Annotated in this window: 22 protein-coding genes; 10 read left to right on the top strand and 12 right to left on the bottom strand. The window is 71.3% G+C overall.

The window, feature by feature from the left end; all coding sequences use genetic code 11:
• The first annotated feature begins 3 nt into the window (after positions 1–3).
• The 4 genes from JW592_RS24620 (at position 4) to JW592_RS24605 (ending at position 3,894) form a co-directional block, all read left to right on the top strand.
• Positions 4–891 carry a DUF6206 family protein gene (locus JW592_RS24620; protein WP_209267399.1) on the top strand — a complete coding sequence of 296 codons (888 nt, stop codon included), beginning with the start codon at positions 4–6 and terminating at the stop codon, positions 889–891.
• Entirely contained in the window at positions 878–1,681 is an 804-nt protein-coding gene (locus tag JW592_RS24615) for a 4'-phosphopantetheinyl transferase family protein (RefSeq protein WP_229376730.1), read from the top strand. Before JW592_RS24620 ends, JW592_RS24615 begins: the two co-directional genes overlap by 14 nt.
• A gap of 9 nt (positions 1,682–1,690) precedes the next feature.
• The gene (locus JW592_RS24610) at positions 1,691–2,857 is read left to right on the top strand and encodes a nitroreductase family protein (RefSeq protein WP_209267398.1); all 1,167 of its coding nucleotides are present in this window, start codon (positions 1,691–1,693) and stop codon (positions 2,855–2,857) included.
• 386 nt (positions 2,858–3,243) lie between these two features.
• Complete coding sequence (locus JW592_RS24605) at positions 3,244–3,894, top strand: response regulator transcription factor (protein ID WP_209267397.1); 651 nt, start codon at positions 3,244–3,246, stop codon at positions 3,892–3,894.
• 118 nt (positions 3,895–4,012) lie between these two features.
• On the opposite strand, the gene JW592_RS24600 is transcribed toward JW592_RS24605, so the two are convergent.
• The 4 genes from JW592_RS24600 to JW592_RS24585 are packed head-to-tail and all read right to left on the bottom strand — an operon-like array spanning position 4,013 to position 9,346.
• Complete coding sequence (locus JW592_RS24600) at positions 4,013–4,330, bottom strand: RedY/HapK family protein (RefSeq protein WP_209267396.1); 318 nt, start codon at positions 4,328–4,330, stop codon at positions 4,013–4,015.
• A 56-nt stretch (positions 4,331–4,386) separates the two neighbouring features.
• The gene (redW, locus tag JW592_RS24595) at positions 4,387–5,550 is read right to left on the bottom strand and encodes an L-prolyl-[peptidyl-carrier protein] dehydrogenase (protein ID WP_209267395.1); all 1,164 of its coding nucleotides are present in this window, start codon (positions 5,548–5,550) and stop codon (positions 4,387–4,389) included.
• Positions 5,540–8,530, bottom strand: coding sequence for a beta-ketoacyl [acyl carrier protein] synthase domain-containing protein (locus tag JW592_RS24590; RefSeq protein ID WP_229376728.1), 2,991 nt, complete (start codon positions 8,528–8,530; stop codon positions 5,540–5,542). Before JW592_RS24590 ends, redW begins: the two co-directional genes overlap by 11 nt.
• A 6-nt stretch (positions 8,531–8,536) precedes the next feature.
• The gene (locus JW592_RS24585) at positions 8,537–9,346 is read right to left on the bottom strand and encodes an AfsR/SARP family transcriptional regulator (RefSeq protein WP_209267394.1); all 810 of its coding nucleotides are present in this window, start codon (positions 9,344–9,346) and stop codon (positions 8,537–8,539) included.
• A gap of 701 nt (positions 9,347–10,047) precedes the next feature.
• Here JW592_RS24585 and JW592_RS24580 point away from each other — a divergent pair.
• The gene (locus tag JW592_RS24580; protein ID WP_209267393.1) at positions 10,048–10,797 is read left to right on the top strand and encodes a lysophospholipid acyltransferase family protein; all 750 of its coding nucleotides are present in this window, start codon (positions 10,048–10,050) and stop codon (positions 10,795–10,797) included.
• Positions 10,798–10,981: 184 nt separating this feature from the next.
• Here JW592_RS24580 and JW592_RS24575 read toward each other — a convergent pair whose 3' ends face one another.
• From JW592_RS24575 to JW592_RS24545, 7 genes are all read right to left on the bottom strand, one after another.
• Positions 10,982–12,646, bottom strand: a complete 1,665-nt coding sequence (locus JW592_RS24575) for an alpha/beta hydrolase (protein WP_209267392.1) — start codon at positions 12,644–12,646, stop codon at positions 10,982–10,984.
• A 119-nt stretch (positions 12,647–12,765) separates the two neighbouring features.
• Complete coding sequence (locus tag JW592_RS24570) at positions 12,766–13,533, bottom strand: urease accessory protein UreD (protein WP_209267391.1); 768 nt, start codon at positions 13,531–13,533, stop codon at positions 12,766–12,768.
• Positions 13,530–14,243, bottom strand: coding sequence for an urease accessory protein UreG (gene ureG, locus JW592_RS24565; RefSeq protein ID WP_209267390.1), 714 nt, complete (start codon positions 14,241–14,243; stop codon positions 13,530–13,532). The genes JW592_RS24570 and ureG overlap by 4 nt, the downstream gene beginning before the upstream one ends.
• A 104-nt stretch (positions 14,244–14,347) precedes the next feature.
• Positions 14,348–15,013, bottom strand: coding sequence for an urease accessory protein UreF (locus tag JW592_RS24560; RefSeq protein WP_209267389.1), 666 nt, complete (start codon positions 15,011–15,013; stop codon positions 14,348–14,350).
• A gap of 15 nt (positions 15,014–15,028) precedes the next feature.
• Positions 15,029–16,750 carry an urease subunit alpha gene (locus JW592_RS24555; RefSeq protein WP_209267388.1) on the bottom strand — a complete coding sequence of 574 codons (1,722 nt, stop codon included), beginning with the start codon at positions 16,748–16,750 and terminating at the stop codon, positions 15,029–15,031.
• Positions 16,743–17,054: an urease subunit beta gene (locus tag JW592_RS24550; protein WP_209267387.1), complete on the bottom strand. Its 312-nt coding sequence runs from the start codon at positions 17,052–17,054 to the stop codon at positions 16,743–16,745. Before JW592_RS24550 ends, JW592_RS24555 begins: the two co-directional genes overlap by 8 nt.
• 22 nt (positions 17,055–17,076) lie before the next feature.
• A complete protein-coding gene (locus JW592_RS24545) occupies positions 17,077–17,379 on the bottom strand; it encodes an urease subunit gamma (protein ID WP_209267386.1) in 303 nt (100 codons plus the stop codon).
• Positions 17,380–17,831: 452 nt separating this feature from the next.
• Here JW592_RS24545 and JW592_RS24540 point away from each other — a divergent pair, with 452 nt between their 5' ends.
• Positions 17,832–18,776: a M28 family metallopeptidase gene (locus JW592_RS24540; RefSeq protein WP_307805529.1), complete on the top strand. Its 945-nt coding sequence runs from the start codon at positions 17,832–17,834 to the stop codon at positions 18,774–18,776.
• A gap of 18 nt (positions 18,777–18,794) precedes the next feature.
• Here the strand turns inward: JW592_RS24540 and JW592_RS24535 are convergent, their stop codons facing one another.
• A complete protein-coding gene (locus JW592_RS24535) occupies positions 18,795–19,118 on the bottom strand; it encodes a type II toxin-antitoxin system Phd/YefM family antitoxin (RefSeq protein ID WP_209267384.1) in 324 nt (107 codons plus the stop codon).
• Positions 19,119–19,313: 195 nt separating this feature from the next.
• Here JW592_RS24535 and JW592_RS24530 point away from each other — a divergent pair, with 195 nt between their 5' ends.
• The 4 genes from JW592_RS24530 to JW592_RS24515 all read left to right on the top strand — a co-directional run bounded on the left by JW592_RS24530 (position 19,314) and on the right by JW592_RS24515 (position 22,170).
• The gene (locus JW592_RS24530; protein WP_209267383.1) at positions 19,314–19,961 is read left to right on the top strand and encodes an ATP-dependent Clp protease proteolytic subunit; all 648 of its coding nucleotides are present in this window, start codon (positions 19,314–19,316) and stop codon (positions 19,959–19,961) included.
• Between the two features lie 7 nt (positions 19,962–19,968).
• The gene (locus JW592_RS24525) at positions 19,969–20,292 is read left to right on the top strand and encodes a hypothetical protein (RefSeq protein ID WP_209267382.1); all 324 of its coding nucleotides are present in this window, start codon (positions 19,969–19,971) and stop codon (positions 20,290–20,292) included.
• A 240-nt stretch (positions 20,293–20,532) separates the two neighbouring features.
• Complete coding sequence (locus JW592_RS24520) at positions 20,533–21,501, top strand: DMT family transporter (protein WP_209267381.1); 969 nt, start codon at positions 20,533–20,535, stop codon at positions 21,499–21,501.
• A 9-nt stretch (positions 21,502–21,510) separates the two neighbouring features.
• Positions 21,511–22,170: a GNAT family N-acetyltransferase gene (locus JW592_RS24515; RefSeq protein ID WP_209267380.1), complete on the top strand. Its 660-nt coding sequence runs from the start codon at positions 21,511–21,513 to the stop codon at positions 22,168–22,170.
• Positions 22,171–22,207: the final 37 nt, after the last annotated feature.

Raw genomic sequence — 22,207 nt, 5'->3', positions numbered from 1 at the left:
GCCATGACGTTCACCGTCCCTGACAGCGATCTCGGCTCCCTGGAAGAGCGCGTGCAGACAGCGCTCAGGACCAGTGACGACTCCACGCTGAACCTGCTGGGCTACGGCGAGGTGACCCTGGTGCTGGAACTGGAGTCCGCGAGAGGTTCCTTCGCCTGCAAGCGTCTCCCGGTCTTCCCCGACAGTGCCCGGTTCCGCGACTACGAGCAGACCCTGTGGACGTATCTGCGGCGGCTGCGCCAGGGAGGTGTCCGGGTCGCCGAGACCCGGCTGTGGCACCAGCGGCGGCCGGGGGGCGGGATCGTCGGCTACTGCGTCCAGGAGACACTGCCCCGCAAGCGGCTGTGCTCCAACCTCCTGCACAGCGAGAGCGAGGCGTGGGCCTCGGACTTCTTCGCCCGGTTCCTGGACCAGGTCGACGGGGCCGTCTCCCCCACCCTCGGGCTGGACGCGCAGGCGTCCAACTGGGTCGACCTGGACGGCGAGCTGCTCTACATCGATGTGACCTCTCCGCTGATGCGGGACGCCTCGGGACGCGAACTGCTCGATGTGCGGCTGTTCTTCGCCTCGCTCCCCTGGCTGGTGCGCGACATCGTCCGTATCGCCACGGCCAGATCGATCTTCGACAAGTTCTATTCGACGCGCGGCGTGGTCCTCGACTTCCTCGGCAACCTGCACAAGGAGCGCCTGAGCGGGCTGATACCCGGCTTCCTCGAACAGGCCAACGCGCGGCTCGAGGTGCCCCTCAGCGAGCAGGAGGTCGCCGACTACTACCGGTCCGACGCGCGTGCGTGGGCCCTCATCCAGCGGCTCCGTAAGGCCGACCGGTTCTGGCACCGGGCACTGCGCCGCCCCTACCCGTTCCTGCTGCCGCCCGATGTCGACCGCTGACGCCCCGCCCCGCGCCCTCGCACCGCCGCGCCCAGCCACCGGCGCGGCCCTGGGCATCGCACTCGACCCGGGCTCGCCGCTGCGCGTGTACCATCTCGCGCGGCGGCTGACCCTGGCGGTGGTGTCCATCGCCTGGCTGGACGCGGCCGGGGACGCGATGCAGGAGCGGCTGGCATCGCGTCATCTGTCCGCGCACGAGGCCGCGTACGTGGCCTCGCTGCCGCTGCGACAGCGGCGGTGCGAGTGGCTCGCGGGGCGGCTCGCGCTCAAACACAGCGTCTGCGCCCACCAGTTGCGGCACTGGGGCAGGCTCGTCAGCAGCCGCCACATCCGCGTCGACACCGTGACAGGCGGCATGCGGGCGGGAAAGCCGGTGGTGGACGCGCCGGTCGAGGTGGGGCTGTCCCACTCGGCCGGCCTGGCGGTGGCCGTCTGCGGTCCGCACGCGGTCGGCGTCGATCTGGAGCACCGGCGGGAAGTTCCGCCGCTGCTCGCCGAGTTGCTGCTCGCCGAGGGCGAACCGCATCCGACGGAGCCCGGGCAGCGGCTCCTGGCGGGGATGCCGCTGCCGTTGCGCTGGGCGTGCAAGGAGGCCGTGCTCAAACACTACGGCTTCGGGCTCCGGGTCGACGCCTGCGAGGTGGCACTGACCGGGTGGCGGCCCGACGGCCGCTTCTCCTGGCGGGCCCGCTCCGGGCTGCTCCGGCACGCGCCCGCCGCGGCCGACGGGCTCGAGGAGAGCTGGGCGTTCGAGATCGACGGGTATTTCCTGGCCGTGGTGAGCACCTAGGGAGGAAGCATGCAGCCGACGGGCCCTGTGGCGCCCGAGCTGGAGCGGCGTTTCGGTGAGGCTCTCGCCGGCGCTGCCGCGGTGGCCGGCCTCGGTCCTTCGTCGCACAACTGTCAGCCCTGGGGCCTGGCCCGGCTGGTCAGCGAGGACGCGCGGGAAGCCGCGGCCGCGCTGCTGGGCCGCGCGTGCGGGCGGGACGAGGAGTACCTGGTGCTCGCCCTGGACCGACGCCGCGAACTGGTGGCCCTGCCGGCCCACGCCGTGGAGATGCGGGTGAGCTGCGGCGCCTACTGGCGGACACTGTTGCGCGGACTCGCGGCGCAGGGCTGGGTCCCCTCCCGGATGGAGGTCTCCAGCAACGGTTGTGCCCTGCCCGTCCGGGGCTGGCCGCCGGAGTGGTCGCCGCTGTGCGTGGCGGCCGTGCGGTACGGCGAGGGGTCCGGCGAACGGTTCGAGGACCTGCACGCGCTCGCCCGCGACCGCCGTACCCGGCGCGGCCCTTACCGCACGGAGCCGCTCGCTGCCGGTCTCCTCGACGCCCTGGAGACCGCCCGGCCCGTCGCACAGCCGCAACCGGACGCGGTGGTCGTCCAGCATCTGACGAGCCGTGACCAGTGCGCGGAGTTCGCCGCGTTCTGCGCCCGGAGAGCCGGGCGGGACTTCAGCCACCCACGGGCGTGGCGGGAGACCCACTCCTATCTGCGCTGGAGCCCCGCACACGCCGAGTCCGAGGGAGACGGTTTCACACTGCCGCAGCTCTTCGGTCCCCTCTCCCCCGTCCGGCACCTGGCCAAGCGTGTGCTGCTCCATCCCCGGGTGCTGCTGCCACTGTGTCGGCTGGGCTATCACCACCGGCTGGCCGGCGGTCTCGCCGCCACCGTGCGCACCGGTACCCCCGCCCTGGTCGCCATGGGCTTCACCGCCGCACGGCCCGGGCCTGCCGACGCGCTGGCCGGCGGCGCCCGGCTGGCGGACTACTGGCTGGCGGCGACGGAGGCGGGGCTCGCGCTGCATCCGGTGAGCGTCGTGGTCCAGCACGAGGATCTCAGGCAGGAGTTGCGGGACCAGTTCGGCCTCGAGGGCCGGACGTTCTTCGTCAGCCGCCTCGGACGGCCCGTGGACTCGGCGGCTCCGACGGCGAGACGTCCCGACGCCACGGCTCATCTGACGCTCTGACGGCCCGCCGGGGACGGGATCCGCGGCCCGGCGGCGGGGCGGTCCGTCCGTTGAGCCCGGGGAGAGCGCGCGTTTCCCCCGCGCCGTCCGCCTTGCCAGGAGAACACGTCACAATGCGGTTGCGTCAGGGAACTGGTTGCCCCATTCCCATGCGTTTGAATAGTGTTCAACTACCCGCGATTCACTTACCACCATTGCCCTGGCTACCACCTGCAGACCGTGTTAAAGTGACGCATTCCAGCAGACGGGGGACGGATGCTTATGAGGGTGTGGTTGTTGACGTATCGCTCAATTACCTGGACTTACGGCAAACCGCCTCGGACCCTCCCGCGGGAAGCACACGCGTTCGAACAACCCCCTCGGCACCTCGCCCGGGGGGGTCGGTCATGAGCGCCCGCATACTGATGTGCTGCGACAAACTCATCATGTGCGAAGGCATGCGTGCACTGCTCGAGCAGCACGACATGCAGGTCACAGGGGAGACCTCGGTACAGCGCGCGGTGGCCCTCGCCGCCGAGGACCCGCCCGAGGTGATCGTCGTGGTGAGCCCGGTGCTCACCGTCGACGACCGGAATGAGCTCACAGCCCTGGCGCGGCTGAGCAAAGTCCTCATGCTCGCCAAGGCGGAAAACATGCACCGCGCTTTCGAGGCATTGCGCGTGGGAGTACGCGCCGTTATTTCCGTGGAAAGCTCGGTGGAAGAACTCATTCATGTGATCAGAACTCTGGTCGAAGTGGATGCGATTGTGGTGCCGGTCGCCGCACGGAAATCCGTGGAAATGATGGCGCGCTCCTGCTGCTTACCCCCCGCAGCAAACACCTTGACCGGACGGGAGAACGAGGTGTTGCTGCTCCTGGCCCAGGGAATGGCCAACGACGAGATCGCCGAGAAACTGTCGGTCTCCAGTGCCACCATTCGCTCTCACGTCCATAATGTGCTGCACAAGCTCAGTGTGCGGTCACGCGCGCAGGCCGTCGCCGTCGCCTACGAGACCGGGCTCATCAACACGATCGAGCAGAAGGTCACCCGCCGCTGAGCTACCCGCGGCCGCGCTGCCGCCCGCAGCGGAGCGGGGCCGCAGGGCCCGGAGCGGGCCGCGGGGTGTCGCCCCGCCCGGAGCGGGCGACAGCGCCGCACGGCCCGCCCTGTGGCCCTCACGCCGCGCGGTAGCCGGGCTCCAGCCGCTCGCCCGCCAGCTCGTCCACGACGGTCGCCAGCTTCTCGAACTCGGCCGCCAGCCCGTGGAAGGTGTCTCCTTCCATATCCCTGCGGAAGTCCTCGCGGCTGCTGACCGAGATCACCTCGAAGTAGTGGAAGGCCGCGGCGGTATCGGCCTCGGCCCGCTGCACATCGAAGGAGAGGACACTGGGCAGCAAAGGGCAGGTGGCGTAGTCCGTCTCCCGCACCCATGATTCGAACGTGGCCCGGTCGACCCCGTCCCGCAGTCGGATGCGGTGAATGATGATGTCCATTCCGTTCCCTTTCTCTTCCTGCGCGACGGCCCCGCACACAGGCCGGCGCCGCGGCTTCACCGGCGCTTGGCGCTGCGCCGAGGAGGGTTGAGACCGAGCGCGCGGGCCACATTGTTCTTCTGGATCTCGTTCGTTCCGGAAAAGATCCTGGCGGGCAGGGCATCACGCAGAAGGCATTCGGCCTCGCCGTCCAGGACACCCAGCGCGCCCCGCAACTGCACCGCGTCCAGACCCAGTTGCACCGCCGCCTCGCTCACCGCGATCTTCGCCAGCGCGGGGCCGATCTCGTCGTCGGTGCCGTCGGCCAGCCCCCGGGCCGCCTTGTACAGCAGCAGCCTGGCCGCCTCGTGGCGCGCCATCATGTCGACGACGCGGTGGCTGACGGCTTGAAAGGCACCGATCGGCGTGCCGAACTGCTCGCGCTCCCTGACGTGCGCGACCGTGGAATCCAGTACCCGCTTCATGGCTCCCAGGTAGGCCGCGAACAGACAGGTGCGCTCCCACTTCATCGAACAGGAGAAGATGGCGGCGCCTGATCCCTCGGCGCCCAGCACCTGCGTGTCGGGCACCACGCAGCCGTCGAAGTAGACGTCCGCCATGGGCGAGCCGCGCAGTCCGACCTTGTCGTAGCGCTGCCCCACGCTCAGCCCCGGGGTGCCCGCCTCGACGACGAAGGTGGTCAGCCCGAAGAAGCCGCCGCCCGGGTCGGTGGCGGCCTGCACGATGAACAGGTCGGCCACCGGGGAGTTGGTGGTGAAGCACTTGTGGCCGTCGAGCCGGTAGCCGGCGCCGTCCCGCGTGGCACGTGTCCGCAGCCGCAGGGTGTCGGAGCCCGCCTCCGGCTCCGTGATGCAGTGCGCCGCTATGAGCTCCCCCGAACCGAGCGCGGGGAGCCAGCGCTTCTTCTGCTCCTCGGTACCGAACTCCACGACGGGCATCACGGCGGCGAACAGGTGCGCGGCGACGGAGAACGCGAAACCGGTGTCCTCGCAGCCGAACCCGAGGGCCTCCATCGTCGCAGCGGCCTCGACCGCGTCGAGGCCGCTGCCGCCGTAGGCACGAGGGACGCAGCTGCCGACGAGCCCCTGCTGTCCTGCCGAGCGCCAACGGCGGCGGAAGTCCTCGGTGTCGAACTCGGCAGGCGTGGTGAGCTCACGCTGGGCGAAACGCACGACCATGTCGCGCATCTCTTCCGTTTCCGGTGAGAGGTCAAAGTCCATGGCTGTCCGTGTACTCCTCTAGGAGCAGGTGATAGTTGATGCCGCCGGTACCGAAGGAGCTGACGCCCGCACGCCGCGGCCGGCCCGGCTCCGTGCGCCAGGGCCGCGCTTCGCCGCAGACGCGGGCGGGGATCAGATCGAGTTCCAGCCCGGGGTCCACCTTCCGCAGGTTGGCGTTGGGTGGAAGGGTGCGTGCGCCGACGGCCAGCAGCGCCCGCAGCAGTCCCGCGGCGCCGGCGGCCGCGAAGGTGTGCCCGAAGAAGGATTTGGCCGAACCGATCTCCAGAGGGGCCCCGCGCTCCGGGCTCGCGTAGACCTCTGCCATGGCGGCGGCCTCCACCCGGTCGCCCACCCGGGTGCCGGTTCCGTGCGCCTCCACGTAGTCGACGGCACCTGGGGCGAAGTCGACCTGCTCGAAAGCCTGCCGCATGGCGCGCGACTGGCCTGCCGCATCGGGCGCGATCAGGGACTTGGCGTCGTTCGACCCTCCCACGCCGCGCAGCAGACCGAGGATCGGATCGCCGTCGCGTCTGGCGTCGTCGTACCGCTTCAGAAGGAAGAGCGCGCAGCCGTCACCCGGGCTGAAGCCGTCGGCCGCCAGGTCGAAGGGGGTGATCTTGCCGTGCGAGAGCAGCCCCAGCGCCGAGCAGAGGATCATGTCGCGTGCGTTGCAGGGCAGTTCGACGCCGCCGGCGAGAGCGTAGTCCGCGCCGCCCGTCCGCAGCCGGCTGACCGCCATGTCCACGGCGGCGAGCGAGGAAGCGCAGGCGGCCTCCACCGCGACGGGGACGGCGGCCAGCCCGTACTCGTTCGCGATGAGCGCCGCCACACCGCTGGCCAGGCAGCCGTCGAGCGCCACCGGGGAATCGACGGGCCCCGGCTCGCCGTACAGCTCACGGACCGACTTCAGCAGGGGCTCCACCTCCTCCCGGGACCACGGGGCGAGCGTGTCGAGGGAGCGCACCAGGTCCTCGAGCACATCCAGGCACAGCACCGTGTTCAGCTGCCGCTCCCGGGAGAGGCCCAGATTGCTGCCCACGGCCACGAGCCCGGTCCCGGTGAGGGTCCCGGCCGGCGCCCCCCTGCGGGCGAAGAGCTCCCCGGCCACGGCCAGTCCGACCCGCTGTGCCGCGTCCAGTGCCTGGTACCGGCTCGGCGGGATACGCACCCCGGGCGGCGGTGCGCCGGGTACGGGCATCGGAGCGCCCTGCTCGGCGTAGCTGCGGTTGAGGCCGAGCGCTTCCGGGCTGTGGTAGAGCTCCCGGTCGAGCAGCTCCCCGGGAACCGGCCGGATACGGTCCCGGCCGGACAGCGTCGCGGCCCAGAAGGCGTCGGCGTCGGCCGCGTCGGCGAACCGCCCGCCGAACCCCACGACGGCGATCGGCTCGGGACCGGCCGCCGTCCGCCCCGAGCCGGCCACACCCTGTCCCGTACGCCTCACCGGCCCCGCGTCCCCCTGGTGCCCCGCGGACTGCTCCGGCGCCCGGATACCCCCGGTGCCCCGGTGTTCCTGAACGACCAGGTGGCACACGGTGCCGGTCAGCGAGGCGCCGGTGACCACGGCGAGGCGGGGTCCGCCGTCCGCGGGCCGCTGCCACTCCTCCGCCTCCGCGACGCCACGGAACGGCGTCTCCCCAACCGCGCGGAACGGTCCCTCCGCGAGCGGGAACTGCGGGCGCGCACCGGCGTCCGTACGCAGCGGCGGCAGCCGCCGGTGGTGGAGCGCCAGCGCGACCTTGCTGACGGCGGCCACCCCGGCATTGGCGAAGGTGTGCCCCAGCCGGTCCCTGACGGTGCCGGCGGGTATGGGGGCTGCCGCACCGTCCGCGAGGCCGGCCCAGGCCCCGGGCTCGCCCTCCGGACCGCTCCCGGTGTACTCCACGTACTGGACGCGGGCCGCCGGCACACCCGAACGCCGCCGACTCGCGGCGGCGGTCCGCCGGTACAGCTCGGCCGAGGTCGGGTAGCGGAACACACCGGGGCGCGCGTCCTGCTGGAGGGTGCAGTCCAGCAGCGTCGCGTAGATGCGGTCGCCGTCGCGCTGGGCCGAGGACAGCCGTTTGAGCAGCAGCCCTCCCACTCCTTCGCCGACAGCGGGGCGGCTGTCGGCGACGGCCGGATCGCCGTCCGGGTGGCCGGATCCGGCGGCGGACAGCCCCTTGGCCGCCAGGGCACGGGCGGGAAAGCGGCCCTCGCGGCACTGGCCTGCCAGCACCAGTACGGCGTCCGTGACCTCGCTGCGAAGGCTGTCCATCGCGTGAGCGATGCCCAGGTAGGAGGTGGCGTCGGCCGACTCCAACGCCAGAGTCCGGCCGCGCAGGCCGAACGCCGCCGCCACCCTGGCCGGGATCGTGCTCGCCATCTCACCTATCCGGTCGTGGGGCGAGGCACCCAGGTGCCGCAACGCGGCGGAGCGGAGTTCCTCCGCGGCACGGGCTGCGGCTCCGCCGAGATCGGGGTGCTCGGCGGAGTCCATCACCCGCTCCAGATCGCGCGCATACCAGCTGCTGGCCACCCGCAGGGCGTTGGCGTACTGCCGGTCGAGCCCGAAGCAGGTGCCGGTCACCACGTCAGTGCGGTCGGAGGGCAACGGCCGCTGCCCGTACCCCGCGTCGTCCAGGCACTGCCGCGCCGCCTCCAGCATGAGGAGCTGCATCCGGGCCATGGAGGGCGCCTGGGCCGGCGGGATACCGAACCGGGCGACGTCGACCTCGATATCGGCCAGGCTCTCGGGGGAGGCCGGGGTGTCCGGGGCTTCTGGGGTGTCGGGGGCGTCCTGTGGCATGGCCGCGGCGTCACGCGCTGTCCCCTCGGTGAGCAGCCGCCAGTAGTCGGCCACCCCTCGGGCCGTCGGGTAGAGCGCCGCGATGCCCACGACGGCGATCGCCTCGGGTGCGGTTCCCGCCTGGTCCTCGCCGGTGCTGCTGCCCCGTCCCGCGTGCATGCCGGGCCGCTCCTGTTCCTCGTCGGGGGTGGTCATCCGGTCTCAGCCCGTCGGCAATCCGTCGCGCCCACGCTCCCGGTGCCCCCACAGCGCTCTGGGGTGGCCGAGCGAGGGGTCGTGCGCGAGGATCTCCGCGTGCCTGCGCTGCAGCGGTGCCGCGGGCTGGATGCCCAGTTCCTCGTCGAGGCGCCGCTGGGTGAGGCGGAAGAGCTCCAGAGCGTCGCTCTGCCGGCCGGTCCGGTACAGGGCGAGCATCAGCAGTTCGCAGAAGCGCTCGCGCAGCGGGTACTGAGCGGCGAGCTGGCGCAGCTCGGCGATCGCCCGGGACTCGTCGCCCACAATCAGCCGGGCGCTCGCCAGGTCCTCCCAGACGGTCAGCCGCCGTTCCTCGAAGAGCGCTCCCGCGCTGCGGCACCGGAGGCCGTCCCCGGCGTCGAGCAATGCGGGCCCGCGCCACAGTGCGAGGGCGGATTCCAAATGCCGGAGCGCGAGTTCCGGTTCGCCGGGAAGGGCGTCCGCGCCCCGCACCGCGTGGTCGAGAAACCTGTTTCCGTCAACGCGGTCCCGGGACACATTCAGAAGATAACCGTTGGGTACGGCGCGCAGGATTGTGGCGTCCCCTGCGGGCTGGCCCAGCACTTTACGGACACGCGTGGCGTGCGCCTGCAGCGCGTTACGGGGATTCCCGACCGGGTGCCCCGCCCACAGTTCGTCGGCCAGTTCCACGTGCGAGACGACATGCCCTGGCTCCAGCGCCAGCGTGGCCAGCATGGCGCGGACCTTGCTGGCACGCACCGCGACGGTGCGCCCCTCGCAAGAGACGGACAGCGGACCGAGTATGTCAATGTCCACAGCGTTGTTCCCCCATGACGCTTGAACTCGTGTACCGGCCGTAGCCGATAGAAGTCGCGCTCTGAATTCTTATGTGACTCGAACTACGTCACCCGCCGGGCAGACAGACCGTACGGCTGTTGCACTGTCGCGCTCGTACTTTTCGTCGGCCGCACCAGAAAGCGGAATTCAATATCAGCGCTTGTCCACAGAACCGTGGCTCGAAACCTGTTTTCTTCTCCGCCGATACTCTCTGTCGAGAGAGTCGGTTTCTTTCAGGCAAGCCATGCTTTCAGCCACACAGGAGGGTGTCACCCATCAACCGACTCGTTTTGTTCATGAACGGACGATCGAAGCCTCCGCCGCGGCTCAACCATTCGTTGAGCGGCGGCAAGATCACCTCAACGGAGCGCCAGGGACCACAGCAAAGGGGGCCATGGTGACCAACGGGGCAAAGAGGGCCGCGGTACGGCGGACAGCCCCCACGCAGCACGAACATGCCTGAGAGCAGTACCACGAACACAGGCCCGCCGAGGCGCTACGATCGTGTCCCGATCACATGAGGTGACGTTCAGTCAGCAGCCAACAGGGGGTCAGCATGAGTCCGGTCGGACCTGATCACAGGAGATCAGCCATGCGCAGCACCCCGACACCCCCGGTCCCGGCGCCGACCGGCGGAAACCCCACCGCCGAGCCACCGCGGTAGAGCCGGGAGAGGCACCGTGTTCTATTACGTACTGAAGTATGTACTGCTGGGACCGCTGCTGCGGCTGGTGTTCCGGCCCCGGATCGAGGGCCTGGAGAACGTACCGGACGAGGGGCCCGCCATCGTCGCGGGAAACCATCTCTCCTTCTCCGACCACTTCGTGATGCCCGCGATCCTCAAACGCCGCATCACCTTCCTCGCCAAGGCGGAGTACTTCACCGGCCCGGGCCTCAAGGGCCGGCTGACCGCCGCGTTCTTCCACAGCGTGGGCCAGATCCCCGTCGACCGCTCCGGAAAGGGCGCCGGTCAGGCTGCCATCGACGAGGGGCTGGGCGTGCTCCGCAAGGGCGAGCTGCTCGGCATCTACCCGGAGGGCACCCGCTCCCACGACGGGCGGCTCTACAAAGGCCGGGTAGGCGTCGCGGCGATGGCGCTCGGCGCCGGAGTGAAGGTCGTCCCCTGCGCGATGGTCGGCACCTTCGAGCTGCAGCCACCGGGCCGGAAGGTGCCCCGTATGGGCCGGGTGACGATCAGGTTCGGCAAGCCCCTCGACTTCTCGCGCTTCGCGGGGATGGAGCAGGAGCGCACGGTGCTGCGCGCGGTCACCGACGAGATCATCCACGAGATCATGCTGCTGTCGGGTCAGGAGTATGTGGACATGTACGCTCCCGACGCCAAGGCGGCGCAGGCCGAGGAGCGGGCCCGGGAGAAGCTGGAGAAGAACCGCCAGAAGCCGGCGAAGAAGAGCGGCGGTGCGCAGCCCTGAACTCAGCCCGGTCGCCGACTTACGGAGCAGCGTCGCTGAGCCGTGAGCCGAACGCGAGCCGGAACACGAACAGCTGAGGGGCGGCCCGGACTCGTCCGGGCCGCCCCTCGCCTGACGCGGTCGCCCTCTCACGGGCGAGCGCCCACGGGCCAGCCCTCACAGGGGAGCGCTCACAGGAGAGTGCTCACGGGGTGGGCGCCGGGACCTGCGCGGCCTTGGCCTTGGCCGTCGCCTTGGCCGGGGACTTGACCGGCTGCGGCGTGGCGTGCGGTGCGCAGGTCACGTCCTCGGCGTCGACGGTGCCCTTGAGGAGGTAGGCGTCGACCCGCTCGTTGATGCACGGGTTCTTCAGGTTGGTGATGCCGTGCGAGCCCGCGTCCTTCTCGGTGATCAGGCGGGAGCCCTTGAGGCGCTTGTGCAGCTCGACACCGCCCGGGTAGGGGGTGGCGGCGTCCCGGGTGGCCTGGATCAGCAGGACCGGGTGCGAGGTCTTGGCACGGATCTCCAGCGCGTCGTGCTGCTTGAGCGGCCACACGGCGCACGGGTAGTTCATCCAGGCGTTGGCCCACGTCAGGAACGGGTACTTCTCGTGCAGCCGGGTGTTGTCCCGGTCCCAGGTCTTCCAGTCGCGCGGCCACTTGGCGTCGTTGCACTCGACGGCGTTGTAGACGGCGTTGCCGTTCTCGCTCCGCTTGTTGCCCGCCACATCGGACATGTCCGGTGCCGCGGCCTCGATCAGCGGCTGCTCGTCGCCCTTGAGGTAGGCGGACCACACCGAGGCGACGGCCGCCCACGCCGAGTCGTAGTAGGGCGCGCTCTGGAAGAAGCCCAGCAGTTCGGCCGGTCCGACGACGCCGCCGACGGGGTCCTTCTTCGCGGTGGCACGCAGCTCGCGCCACTTGGCCTCGACCTTGTCGGGCGTGGAGCCGATGCCGTAGACGTCGTCGTGCTCGGCGACCCACTTCTTCCAGTCGTCCCACCGGGTCTGGAAGGCGATGTCCTGGTCGAGGTTGACGTCGTACCAGATCTTCCGCCGGGACGGGTTGACCACGCTGTCGGTGACCATCCGGCGGATGTGGCCCGGGAAGAGCTCGGCGTAGACGGCGCCCATGTAGGTGCCGTAGGAGACGCCCAGGAAGTTGAGCTTCTTGTCACCGAGCGCGGCGCGGATGACATCCAGATCACGTGCCGCGTTGGGCGTGGTCATCTGCGGCAGCAGGTCGCCGCTGCGCTCCTTGCAGCCGTCCGCGTATTCCTTGGCGAGCTTGCGCTGGGCGAGCTTGTCGGCCTCGCTGTCGGGGACCGGGTCGTCCTTGGGTGCCTTGACCCACTCCTGTGGGTCGGCACAGGAGATGGGAGCCGAGTGGCCGACGCCGCGCGGGTCGAAGCCCACGAAGTCGTAGGCGGTCGCGGCCTTCGCCCACAGCGGGTTCTTGTCCGGGATGCGGTTGGGGAAGCGCAGGCCCGAGCCGCCGGGGCCGCCCGGGTTGTAGACCAGAGAGCCCTGCCGCTTGCCCTTGCCCCCGGTGCTGCGTGCCCGGTCGACGGCGAGCTTGATCTTCTTACCGTGGGGCTTGGCGTAGTCGAGGGGGACGGTGACCCAGCCGCACTCGACGCCTGCCTTGGTGCCCCAGTCCGCGGGGCAGTCCTTCCAGTCGATACCGGCCCGAGCTGCACGGGCGGCGGCGATCTTGACACCCCGCGCCTCGGCGGCGCCGGAGCGCTTCGCCGTCCGCTCCTGAGCGGTGGTGCCGTCCGCGACGGCGGACGGCACGGATATGAGCCCCGCCGTGAGGGCTCCGGCGGCGATGGTGCCGGCGGCGGCGATGGCCGCCTTCCGTCTGTTCACGTCTCTCCCCCTCCGGGTACTGCCGAGTGTGACGGCGGTGGTCCGTGACCACGGTGGTGGTCTTCAGACCGGATCCTTCATCGTCGTCGGCGGTAAGGGACAGGGCAGGGGATCGTTCTTTACCAAGAAGTGAACGTCAGTGCGGAGTCGAGCACCCTCCGCAGTCGGAGCGCGTCCGGCGCGACGGCGGTGACCAGTACGCCCGGCCCCGCCAGTGGGGTCACGACCGCCGAATCGCCCAGTACCCGTGCCGGGAGGGGCTCTTGGGCCCGCTCCGGGCCGACCACGAGCAGCTGTCCCACCGCCCGGTGCCCGCCGAGGACCGCGCCACCGTCCCAACCCGGCGCGCCAGGACCGAAATCGAGCTGCTGGTCCAGCAGCGGGCGCCCGCCGCGGCGCACGCTCAGCCGAGTGCACAGCCGGCCGGACTCCTCACCCGCGCGCCCCAGCACCTGCTCGTCACGCAGCACGAGGCGGGCGCCGGGCGACAGTTCGGCACTCAGGTGCTGCCGCAGCTCGCTGCCGCGTACGGAGATCAGCGGCTCGGGCAGCCAGTGCAGCCGGCCGCCCTCGCCGACCTGCAGGTGCACGTCGTAGCGGGCGGGCTCGGCCGTGCGGCCCGGGAGCGCGAGGGTGGCCGCGCTCCCGTCGACCCGGAGCGCGGCGCCCGGTTCGGCCCGAGCCTCGATGACGATCCGGTCACCGCCCAGCGGGGCGCTCATCGCACCGACGAGCGTCACCCGGGCCGCTGCCGGGTCCGCCGAACGGGTGCGGCGCAGCGCCACCGGTCCCCCGCCGGCCAGCGACGGCAGCGCTGTGCCGCCCCGCCCGTCGGGTACGGCTCTGATCCGGGCGCGGGCGCTGACACCCGTGGCGGGAGCCGTCATGCCGTCGCAACCGCCCGCGCCGTCCATGCGGTGAACTGCTCACGCACCCACGCGGCGACCGGACGCGCCCCAGGCTCACCGCGCAGCGACTGGAACAGCACCGGGAGTTCGCCCCGCTGCTGCTTCGCGTCCCGCGCCATGCCCTCCAGGTCCGAGCCGACATAGGGGGCGAGATCGGTCTTGTTGACGACCAGCAGGTCCGCCGTGGTGACGCCGGGACCGCCCTTGCGGGGGATGTCGTCACCGCCGGCCACGTCGATCACGAAGATCTGCGCATCGACCAGCCCCTTGGAGAAGGTCGCGGTCAGGTTGTCGCCCCCGGACTCGACCAGTACCACGTCGAGCGGCGCCCCCTTGGCCAACAGCGCGGTCTCCAGGTCCTCGATCGCCTCCAGGTTGGCGGAGATGTCGTCCCGGATCGCGGTGTGCGGACAGGCGCCCGTCTCCACCGCGGCGATCCGCTCCGGCGGCAGCACGGCCTCGCGCAGCAGGAAGGCGGCGTCCTCCTGGGTGTAGATGTCGTTGGTGACGACGGCGAGCGAGAGCCGGTCGCGCAGCTCGCGGCAGAGCGCCGCGACGGTGGCCGTCTTGCCGGAGCCGACGGGCCCGCCGAGGCCGACGCGGAGCGCGCGGCGGCTGCCGTCGGGCAGGGCCGCCGAGGCGCTGTGCCGCTCGGGGTGGTGGCCGGTGTGGGAGTGATCGAGGTGCACGGGTTTCTCCGGGGGGTCGAATCGAGTCGGGGCGGGTCCGAATCGGAGCAAGCCCGGTCAGAGGGAGTCCGAATCAGAGCAAGTCCGGTCACGGCGGGTCCGGGTCAGGAGGCGAAGAGGCGTACCGGCCAGGTCGCGTGCTGCTCGGCGGTGATCTCCAGGAGCGGTGCCGAGGCGGCCGGCAGGTCCTCGACCGCTCCGCTGCCCGCGGTCCCGGCACGCCGGGCCACCTCGTCCGTCTCGGGGGTGAGCCGGGCCAGTACGGCGGTGGCGTGGAACGGGTCGAGGCTCAGCAGGCGGACGGCCGCCGTCGCGGGCCCGCTGACGTTGTCGTACGCGGCGGCCTGCGCCGCCTCCAGCGGGCCGAGCCCCGCCGAGCGGGCCGCGAGCCCCAGCACCACGGGCTGATGCACACCCTGCGGGCGGGCGGCGGCCAGCTCGTCCAGCTCCGGTCCCGGCCAGGTGGCACGGGCCGCGCGCATCAGTTGCCGGCCCAGCTTGCGAGCGGTACGGCGCAGCGCGGGCGAGGGAGTACGGGCGTCGGCCGCCTCGTCCAGTGCGAGAGGGTCGTGTCCGGCCGCGGCCGCGGCGGCGAGCGCCGCCGCGGTCAGTCCTGCCGTGTGCAGTCGGCCCCTGCAGAACTCCTCCAGGGTGGCCGCGTCGTGCACCCGGCCCGCCTTGACGGCGGCCTCGGCACCCTGCGAGTGGGCGTGCCCGCCCGCGGGGAACCGGCCGTCGGCGAGCAACAGCAGTGCGGCTGCACCAGCCATCGTGCTCACCTCCGCTCAGAACAAGAAGTACCGCTGGGCCAGGGGCAGCGTCTCGGCGGGTGACGGGTCGACCGGGGTGCCGTCGATGGTGACGGTGAAGGTGTCGGGGTCGACCCGTACCTCGGGCCGGGCGTCGTTCTGGCGCATATCGGCCTTGGTGACGGAGCGGGTGTCGCGGATGGCGACGAACCGCTTGGCGAGCGGGAGCCGGTCCGGGAGCCCGTCGTCGAGCGCGGTCCGCGTCACGAAGTTGACGGAGTTGCTGCCCGGGGCGCGGCCCTTGGCGCCGAACATGGGGCGCGGCAGCACCGGCTGCGGGGTGGGGATGGAGGCGTTGGCGTCCCCCATCTGGGCGTAGGCGAGCTGTCCGCCCTTGAGTACGAGCTGCGGCTTGACGCCGAAGAACGCCGGGTCCCACAGCACCAGATCGGCGAGCTTGCCGGCCTCTACGGAACCGATCTCGGCGTCCATGCCCTGGGCGAGCGCCGGGTTGATGGTGTACTTGGCGACATAGCGCCTCGCGCGCAGGTTGTCGGCGCGTCCGTCGCCCGCGAGGGCTCCGTACCGCTGCTTCATCACGTGCGCCGTCTGCCAGGTGCGCAGCACCACTTCGCCGATGCGGCCCATGGCCTGCGAGTCGGAGGAGATGATCGAGATGGCACCGAGGTCGTGCAGGGTGTCCTCGGCCGCGATGGTGCTGGGCCGGATGCGGGACTCGGCGAAGGCGAGGTCCTCGGGCACGGCCGGGTTGAGGTGGTGGCAGACCATCAGCATGTCGAGGTGTTCCTCGATGGTGTTGACGGTGTGCGGCCGCGTCGGATTGGTGGAGGAGGGCAGCACGTTCGGCTCGGCGACGACGGTGATGATGTCGGGCGCGTGCCCGCCGCCGGCCCCTTCGGTGTGGTACGCGTGGATGCCGCGTCCGGCGATCGCGGCGAGGGTGTCGCCGACGAACCCGGCCTCGTTGAGGGTGTCGGTGTGGATGGCGACCTGGGCGCCGGTCTCGTCGCAGACCGACAGACAGGCGTCGATCACGGCGGGGGTCGCCCCCCAGTCCTCGTGGATCTTGAAGCCCACAGCTCCGCCCCGCAGTTGGGCGAGCATCGCGGCGCGCGAGACGGTGTTGCCCTTGCCGAGCAGACCGACGTTGACCGGCAGCCCGTCCATGCCCTCCAGGGTGCGCGCGGTGTGCCAGGCGCCAGGGGTGACGGTGGTGGCCTTGGAACCCTCGGCGGGCCCGGTGCCGCCGCCGACGAGCGTGGTGATACCCGCTGCGAGGGCCGCGTCGGCGAGCTGGGGGCAGATGAAGTGGACGTGGGCGTCGATGGCACCGGCGGTGAGGATCTTCCCGTTGCCCGCGATGATCTCCGTCTCGGGGCCGATGACGAGGTCGGCGTGTACGCCGTCCATGGTGTCGGGGTTGCCGGCCTTGCCCAGTGCGGTGATGCGGCCGTCGCGGATGCCGAGGTCCGCCTTGACGACGCCCCAGTGGTCGAGGACGAGAGCGCCGGTGATCACGGTGTCGGGGGCGCCTTCGGCGCGGGTGGTGAGCGCCTGGCCCATGGATTCACGGATGACCTTGCCGCCGCCGAAGACCGCCTCGTCGCCGGCGCGTCCGGGACCGCCGGAGAGGTCGTCCTCGATCTTGACGAAGAGCGAGGTGTCGGCGAGCCGCACCCGGTCGCCGGTGGTGGGGCCGAACAGATCGGCGTACTCGGCACGGGACAGTTCACGCATCGAGGGCGCCTCCCGCCGCCGAGCGCAGCCCAGCGATGATCCGGTTGCCGCCGATGGGGACGAGGGCGACCTCGACGGGGATGCCGGGCTCGAAGCGGACGGCGGTGCCGGCGGCGATGCCGAGCCGCATGCCCCACGCGGCCTGGCGGTCGAAGTCAAGTGCGGGGTTGGCCTCGGCGAAGTGGTAGTGGGAGCCGACCTGTACGGGCCGGTCGGCCGCGTTGAGCACGGTCAGCCGGGTGACCTGGGCGCTCGCGTTGAGCGGCACGGGTTCCTCGGCGTAGTGGATCTCTCCGGGGATCATGGGCGACTCCTCGTCGGCGCGGTCAGGAGATGGGCTCGTGGACGGTGACGAGCTTGGTGCCGTCCGGGAAGGTCGCCTCGACCTGGACGTCGTGGAGCATCTCGGGAATGCCTTCCATGACGTCGCCGCGGGTGAGTACCTCGCGTCCCGACTCCATGAGCTGGGCGACGCTCCGTCCGTCGCGGGCGCCTTCGAGGACATGGACCGTGATGAGGGCGACGGCCTCGGGGTGGTTCAGGCGCAGCCCGCGGTCCTTGCGCCGCTGTGCCACGTCCGCCGCGACATGAATGAGCAGCCGCTCCTGCTCATGGGGGGTCAATCGCATACTCTCCACCTCATCGTCGTCGCCGGGCCCGGGATGCCGGGACGCTCGCTGCGACGACACACGCCCGGTAGATGTATCACACACATGCCATGGAGCCGCCAACTCCCCGGAGGTTACGGCAGCGCCGTTTCACCGGTGTTAACACTCACCGGGCATGCTCCGGCCCTGTTCAGAGCGATGACCTTCCGCTCTCCGCAACTGCCTGTCCGGTATGCGCTCTTGACGGGCCGAAGCGCCCGCAGCATTCTCATGCTCGCGTCAAAAATGCTGCACACGCCGGGCCGGATGCCCCCAGTGCGTACCGGTATCACCCCAAGCCGCCGCTCCGGGCGGCACGTGCCGCGCCCGGCAACCCACCCCCCACCACCCCCACACCATCGGAGAGCTCAGCAGTGATACGCGGACACCACAGACACCAGCGCCGTGCTGCCCTCACCGCCTCGGCGAGCACTGTGCTCGCACTCGCTCTGCTCGGCGCGGCCGGCTCAGCCGCGCAGGCGGACCCCGAAGGCACCGCCGGCCACCCCGGGAGCGGCGGCAGTTCCGACGGCAGGGCGGCGGAGGCGCCCGATATCGACGTCGCCGCGGTACAGCGGGACCTGAAGGACCTCCAGTCCATCGCGGAGGCCAACGGCGGCAACCGCGCCCACGGCCGCCCCGGCTACCGCGCCTCCCTCGACCACGTGAGGAAGAAGCTGGACGCCGTCGGCTTCAAGACCACCGTGCAGAGGTTCACCAGCGGCGGCGCCACGGGCTACAACCTGATCGCCGACTGGCCCAAGGGCGGCACGGGCGCGACCGTCATGGCCGGCTCCCACCTGGACTCGGTCACCTCGGGCCCTGGCATCAACGACAACGGCTCGGGCTCCGCGGGGATACTGGAGACCGCGCTGGCCGTCGCCAAGGCGGATCTGAAGCCCGCCAAGCATCTGCGGTTCGCCTGGTGGGGAGCCGAGGAGCGGGGCATGGTGGGCTCGGGCCACTACGTCAAGAGCCTGTCGAAGGACGAACTTGGCAAGATCGACACCTATTTGAACTTCGACATGATCGGCTCACCCAACGCGGGCCACTTCGTCTATGACGACGACGCCGCTGTCGCGTCGGTCTTCAAGGACTGGTTCAGCGCCAAGGGCGTGTCCACGGAGGCGTCCGAGGAGACCAACGGGCGCAGCGACCACGCCCCGTTCAAGCAGGCGGGCGTCACCGTCGGCGGCACCTTCACGGGCGCGGGCGAGCGGAAGACCCAGGCGCAGGCGGCCAAGTGGGGCGGCGAGGCGGGCCGGCCGTACGACCCGTGCTACCACTCGGCCTGCGACGACACCTCGAACATCGACGAGAAGGTGCTCGACCTGCACAGTGACGCCATCGCGCACGCGGTCTGGAAGCTCAGCTCCTGACCTTCGGCCCGCAGGGGCTCACTTCTCCCGGCCCGGCCGCCGCTCCCCGGCGGCCGGGCCGCGGTGTTCGGCGGCGATCCCGAACCGCCGCGCCTCGCGCGGCACCGCGCCCTGGCCGATCTCACGGAACCCGGAGACGGTGCTGATGATCTCCTCGGACTCCGGCTGCTCCCGCTCGGCGGCGTCCAGGGCCTCCAGGCGCTCCAGGTCGGCGGCGGAAACCAGTCCGACGAGCGGCTTTCCGTGCCGGGTGACCACCACGCGCTCCTCGCCGTAGACGACCCGATTGATCAGATCCGCCAGCTCGGCCCGCGCCTGCGTCACCGGAATCTCGTAAGCCATGCCGCCATTCTAGGGGCGAGCTCGAAACCGCAGGTCAGAGCGGCATCACGGGGTCTTCTCACCGGCTCGTACCGCTTCGCCTTCAGCGGAATCCGCCCTGCTCGGGGGGACGTTGGGTGCCGGACGTGGCAGGCTGCCACACGTACGTTCTGTACGTCCTGTACATTTTCTCGCCCGAGAGCGGAGTGCGACGCCATGCGGAACCAGCCGACAGCCCCGACGGCCCGGTACGTCCTGCCCGAGTTCACCGAGCGCACCAGCAGCGGCATGCGGACGATGGATCCGTACTCCAAGCTGATGGAGGAGCGGATCGTCTTCCTCGGCACCCAGATCGACGACACCTCCGCCAACGATGTGATGGCACAGTTCATCCACCTCGAACACGCGGCGCCCGATCAGGACATCTCGCTGTACATCAACTCGCCGGGCGGCTCGTTCACGGCGATGACCGCGATCTACGACACGATGCGATTCGTCTCCTGCGACATCGAGACCGTCTGCCTGGGCCAGGCCGCCTCCGCCGCCTCCGTGCTGCTGGCCGCCGGAACGCCCGGCAAGCGGCTGGCGCTACCGGGCGCCCGCGTCCTCATCCACCAGCCCTCGCTCCACGAGCCGCTGCGGGGCCAGGCGACCGATCTGGAGATCCAGGCCCAGGAACTGCTGCGGACCCGCGAACGGCTGGAGGAGCTCTACGAGCGCCACACAGGACAGCCGCGCAACAAGATCAGTCAGGACATCGAGCGCGACAGGATCTTCACAGCGCGGCAGGCCGTCGAGTACGGCCTCATCGACCGGCTCACCACCAGCCGCAAATCGGCACCCGTCTCGCCGGTGCGGCGGTGAGGCACGGATGGACCGCCAGTGGCCGCCGGAGCTGCCACCGCTCCCCGCGCTGACCCGCGCCGAGTGCGAGGTGGTGGACGCCTACCTGGAGGTGCTGGATCTGCTCGGCCGCATCAACCCGGCACGCGGCCGCGACACCTACGGTGGACTGCGTGCCGCACAGGGCCTGGTCGGCAAGGCGGCACGACTGCGGGACGCGCTCGTACTGATGCACGAGCGCGGGGAGAACGAACTGCACGCGGCGACATTGGAGCGGGCGCTGCGGGTCCTTGACGGGGAGCGACGGGCCGGGCTGGTCGGACCGCCCGGCCCGAAGCCCGGTAAGTCCTAGACCGCGGGGGATGTTTCCCCGCGCCCCTGCGGGGATCGGTCGAATTCCAGGTGACGGCTGTCGGGCCGGGTGTTTAGAGTGCCGACCATGATTTCGGCAAAGCTGACGCTCTCCCCGCCCACCGCGTAAGGCGGGCGGCCACGCGTGACTGCCGCGTCGGACGGATGACCGTCCGACGCGGGGGTCGGTGGTGCCCGCAGACGGGACCACCATCCGACCCTCCTTGCGCGGAGAGCACTCTTGTCGACATCTTCCGCCGGTTCCGCCGGCTCCTGCGGCCTGCCCGTCGGGCGCGGGCTGCTGTTCCTCGCCGCTGCCGGTGCCACCTGGGGCACCACTGGCGCGGCCATCGATCTCCTCTTCTCCTCCAGCGATCTGGGCCCTGTCGCCGCCTCCTTCTGGCGCTATGTCAGCGGGCTGGCTCTACTGCTGACCGGGCGGGCCGTGCTGCTGCGGCTGCGTCCACACGGCACGGCTGCATCGCCCCGGCTGCGCCCGGCCCTGCCCCGGTCCCGGTTCGCGCTGCGGCTGGCGACCGGGCTGCTGCTGGCCGTCTTCCAGACCGCGTACTTCGCCGCCGTACCGGCGACCGGGGTGGCCGTCGCGACCATCGTGACGCTGGGCGGTGCGCCGGTGTTCGTGGCGCTCGGTGCCTGGCCAGCGCTGCGCGAGCGGCCCGGCTGGGGCGGCGCCGGTGCCGTCGCCGCGGCGCTGACGGGGCTGACCGTGCTGGTCCTGGGTGACGAAGGCGGCCAGGCGCGGCTGGGCGGTGTGGCCCTCGCGCTGCTGTCCGCCGCGGCGTTCGCCGGCTCGGTGCTGCTGGCCCGGTGGGTGGGCAGCGCCGGGCCGGCGGAGAGCTCCTTCACCCTCACCGCGTGGTCGTTCGGGGTGGGCGCCGTCGTCCTGCTGCCGTTCGCGGTGGCCGAGGGGATCTGGCCGCACTCCGGTGAACCGCTGCGGGTGCTGCTGCTGTTGCTGTACGTGGGCGCGGTGCCCACGGCGCTGGCGTACCCGCTCTACTTCGCCGGTGTGGCAGTCGTACGTGCCGCCACCGCCTCGGTGGTCATGCTGATCGAGCCGGTCAGCGCGGCTGTGCTGGCGGTCGGACTGCTCGGCGAACGGCTGACGGTGCCGATGGTGGTGGGCACGCTGGTGCTGCTGAGCGCAGTGGTCTTCCTCACCCGTGCCGAGGCGGCGAGGACCGCTTAGGCTCCACGGGTGGACGAGCTGGCGAAGATCCTCGAAGCCGCCGCGCGAGGCGAATTCCCGCCCGCTGACGGCGGATTGACCGTACTGCCGCAGCCGTCACCGCGTGACGCGGGCGTGCTGGCACTCACCGGGCACGCGGTCGTCTTCGCCGATGTGCCATCCGGGTGGATACGGCGCCAGGTCCCACCGGATGATCTCGGCGCTCCGCTCGGGCCGCCGTTCCTGACGGCCCTGTGCGCCCGTACCGGCCGGGAGGCGGGCAGCATCGACGTGCTGCTCGCCCTCCCGCCCGGGAGGGGCGCCGCCGGGCACGGAGCCACCGCCCAGGAACTGGTGGAGACCACGGACCAGTCCCATCCGCGCGTGGTCAGAGCCCTGGCGCACCGTTCGGAGGTGCGCGTATGGACGTCGGCGGACGGCGGAACAGTGCTGACCGGACGCGGTGTCGCGGGCCGCTGGGAGGTCGCCGTCGAGGTGGACGCTGCGGCGCGCGGCACCGGACTGGGCCGGGAGCTGGCCGCGGCGGCCCGGACCCTGGCACCGGCGGACGAGACGCTGTGGGCGCAGGTCGCACCGGGAAACGCGGCGAGCCTGCGGACCTTCCTGGCGGCGGGGTTCACACCGGTCGGCGCCGAGGTGCTGCTCTCCTTGCCGGACGTCCCGCGCTGAGCACGGCGCAGCGCACCGCCGAGCACAACGCACGGTG

Source organism: Streptomyces spirodelae (assembly GCF_017676385.1).
GTDB lineage: Bacteria > Actinomycetota > Actinomycetes > Streptomycetales > Streptomycetaceae > Streptomyces > Streptomyces spirodelae.
The sequence above is the reverse complement of the archived record's forward strand: the minus strand, read 5'-3'. Positions and strand labels throughout refer to the sequence as shown.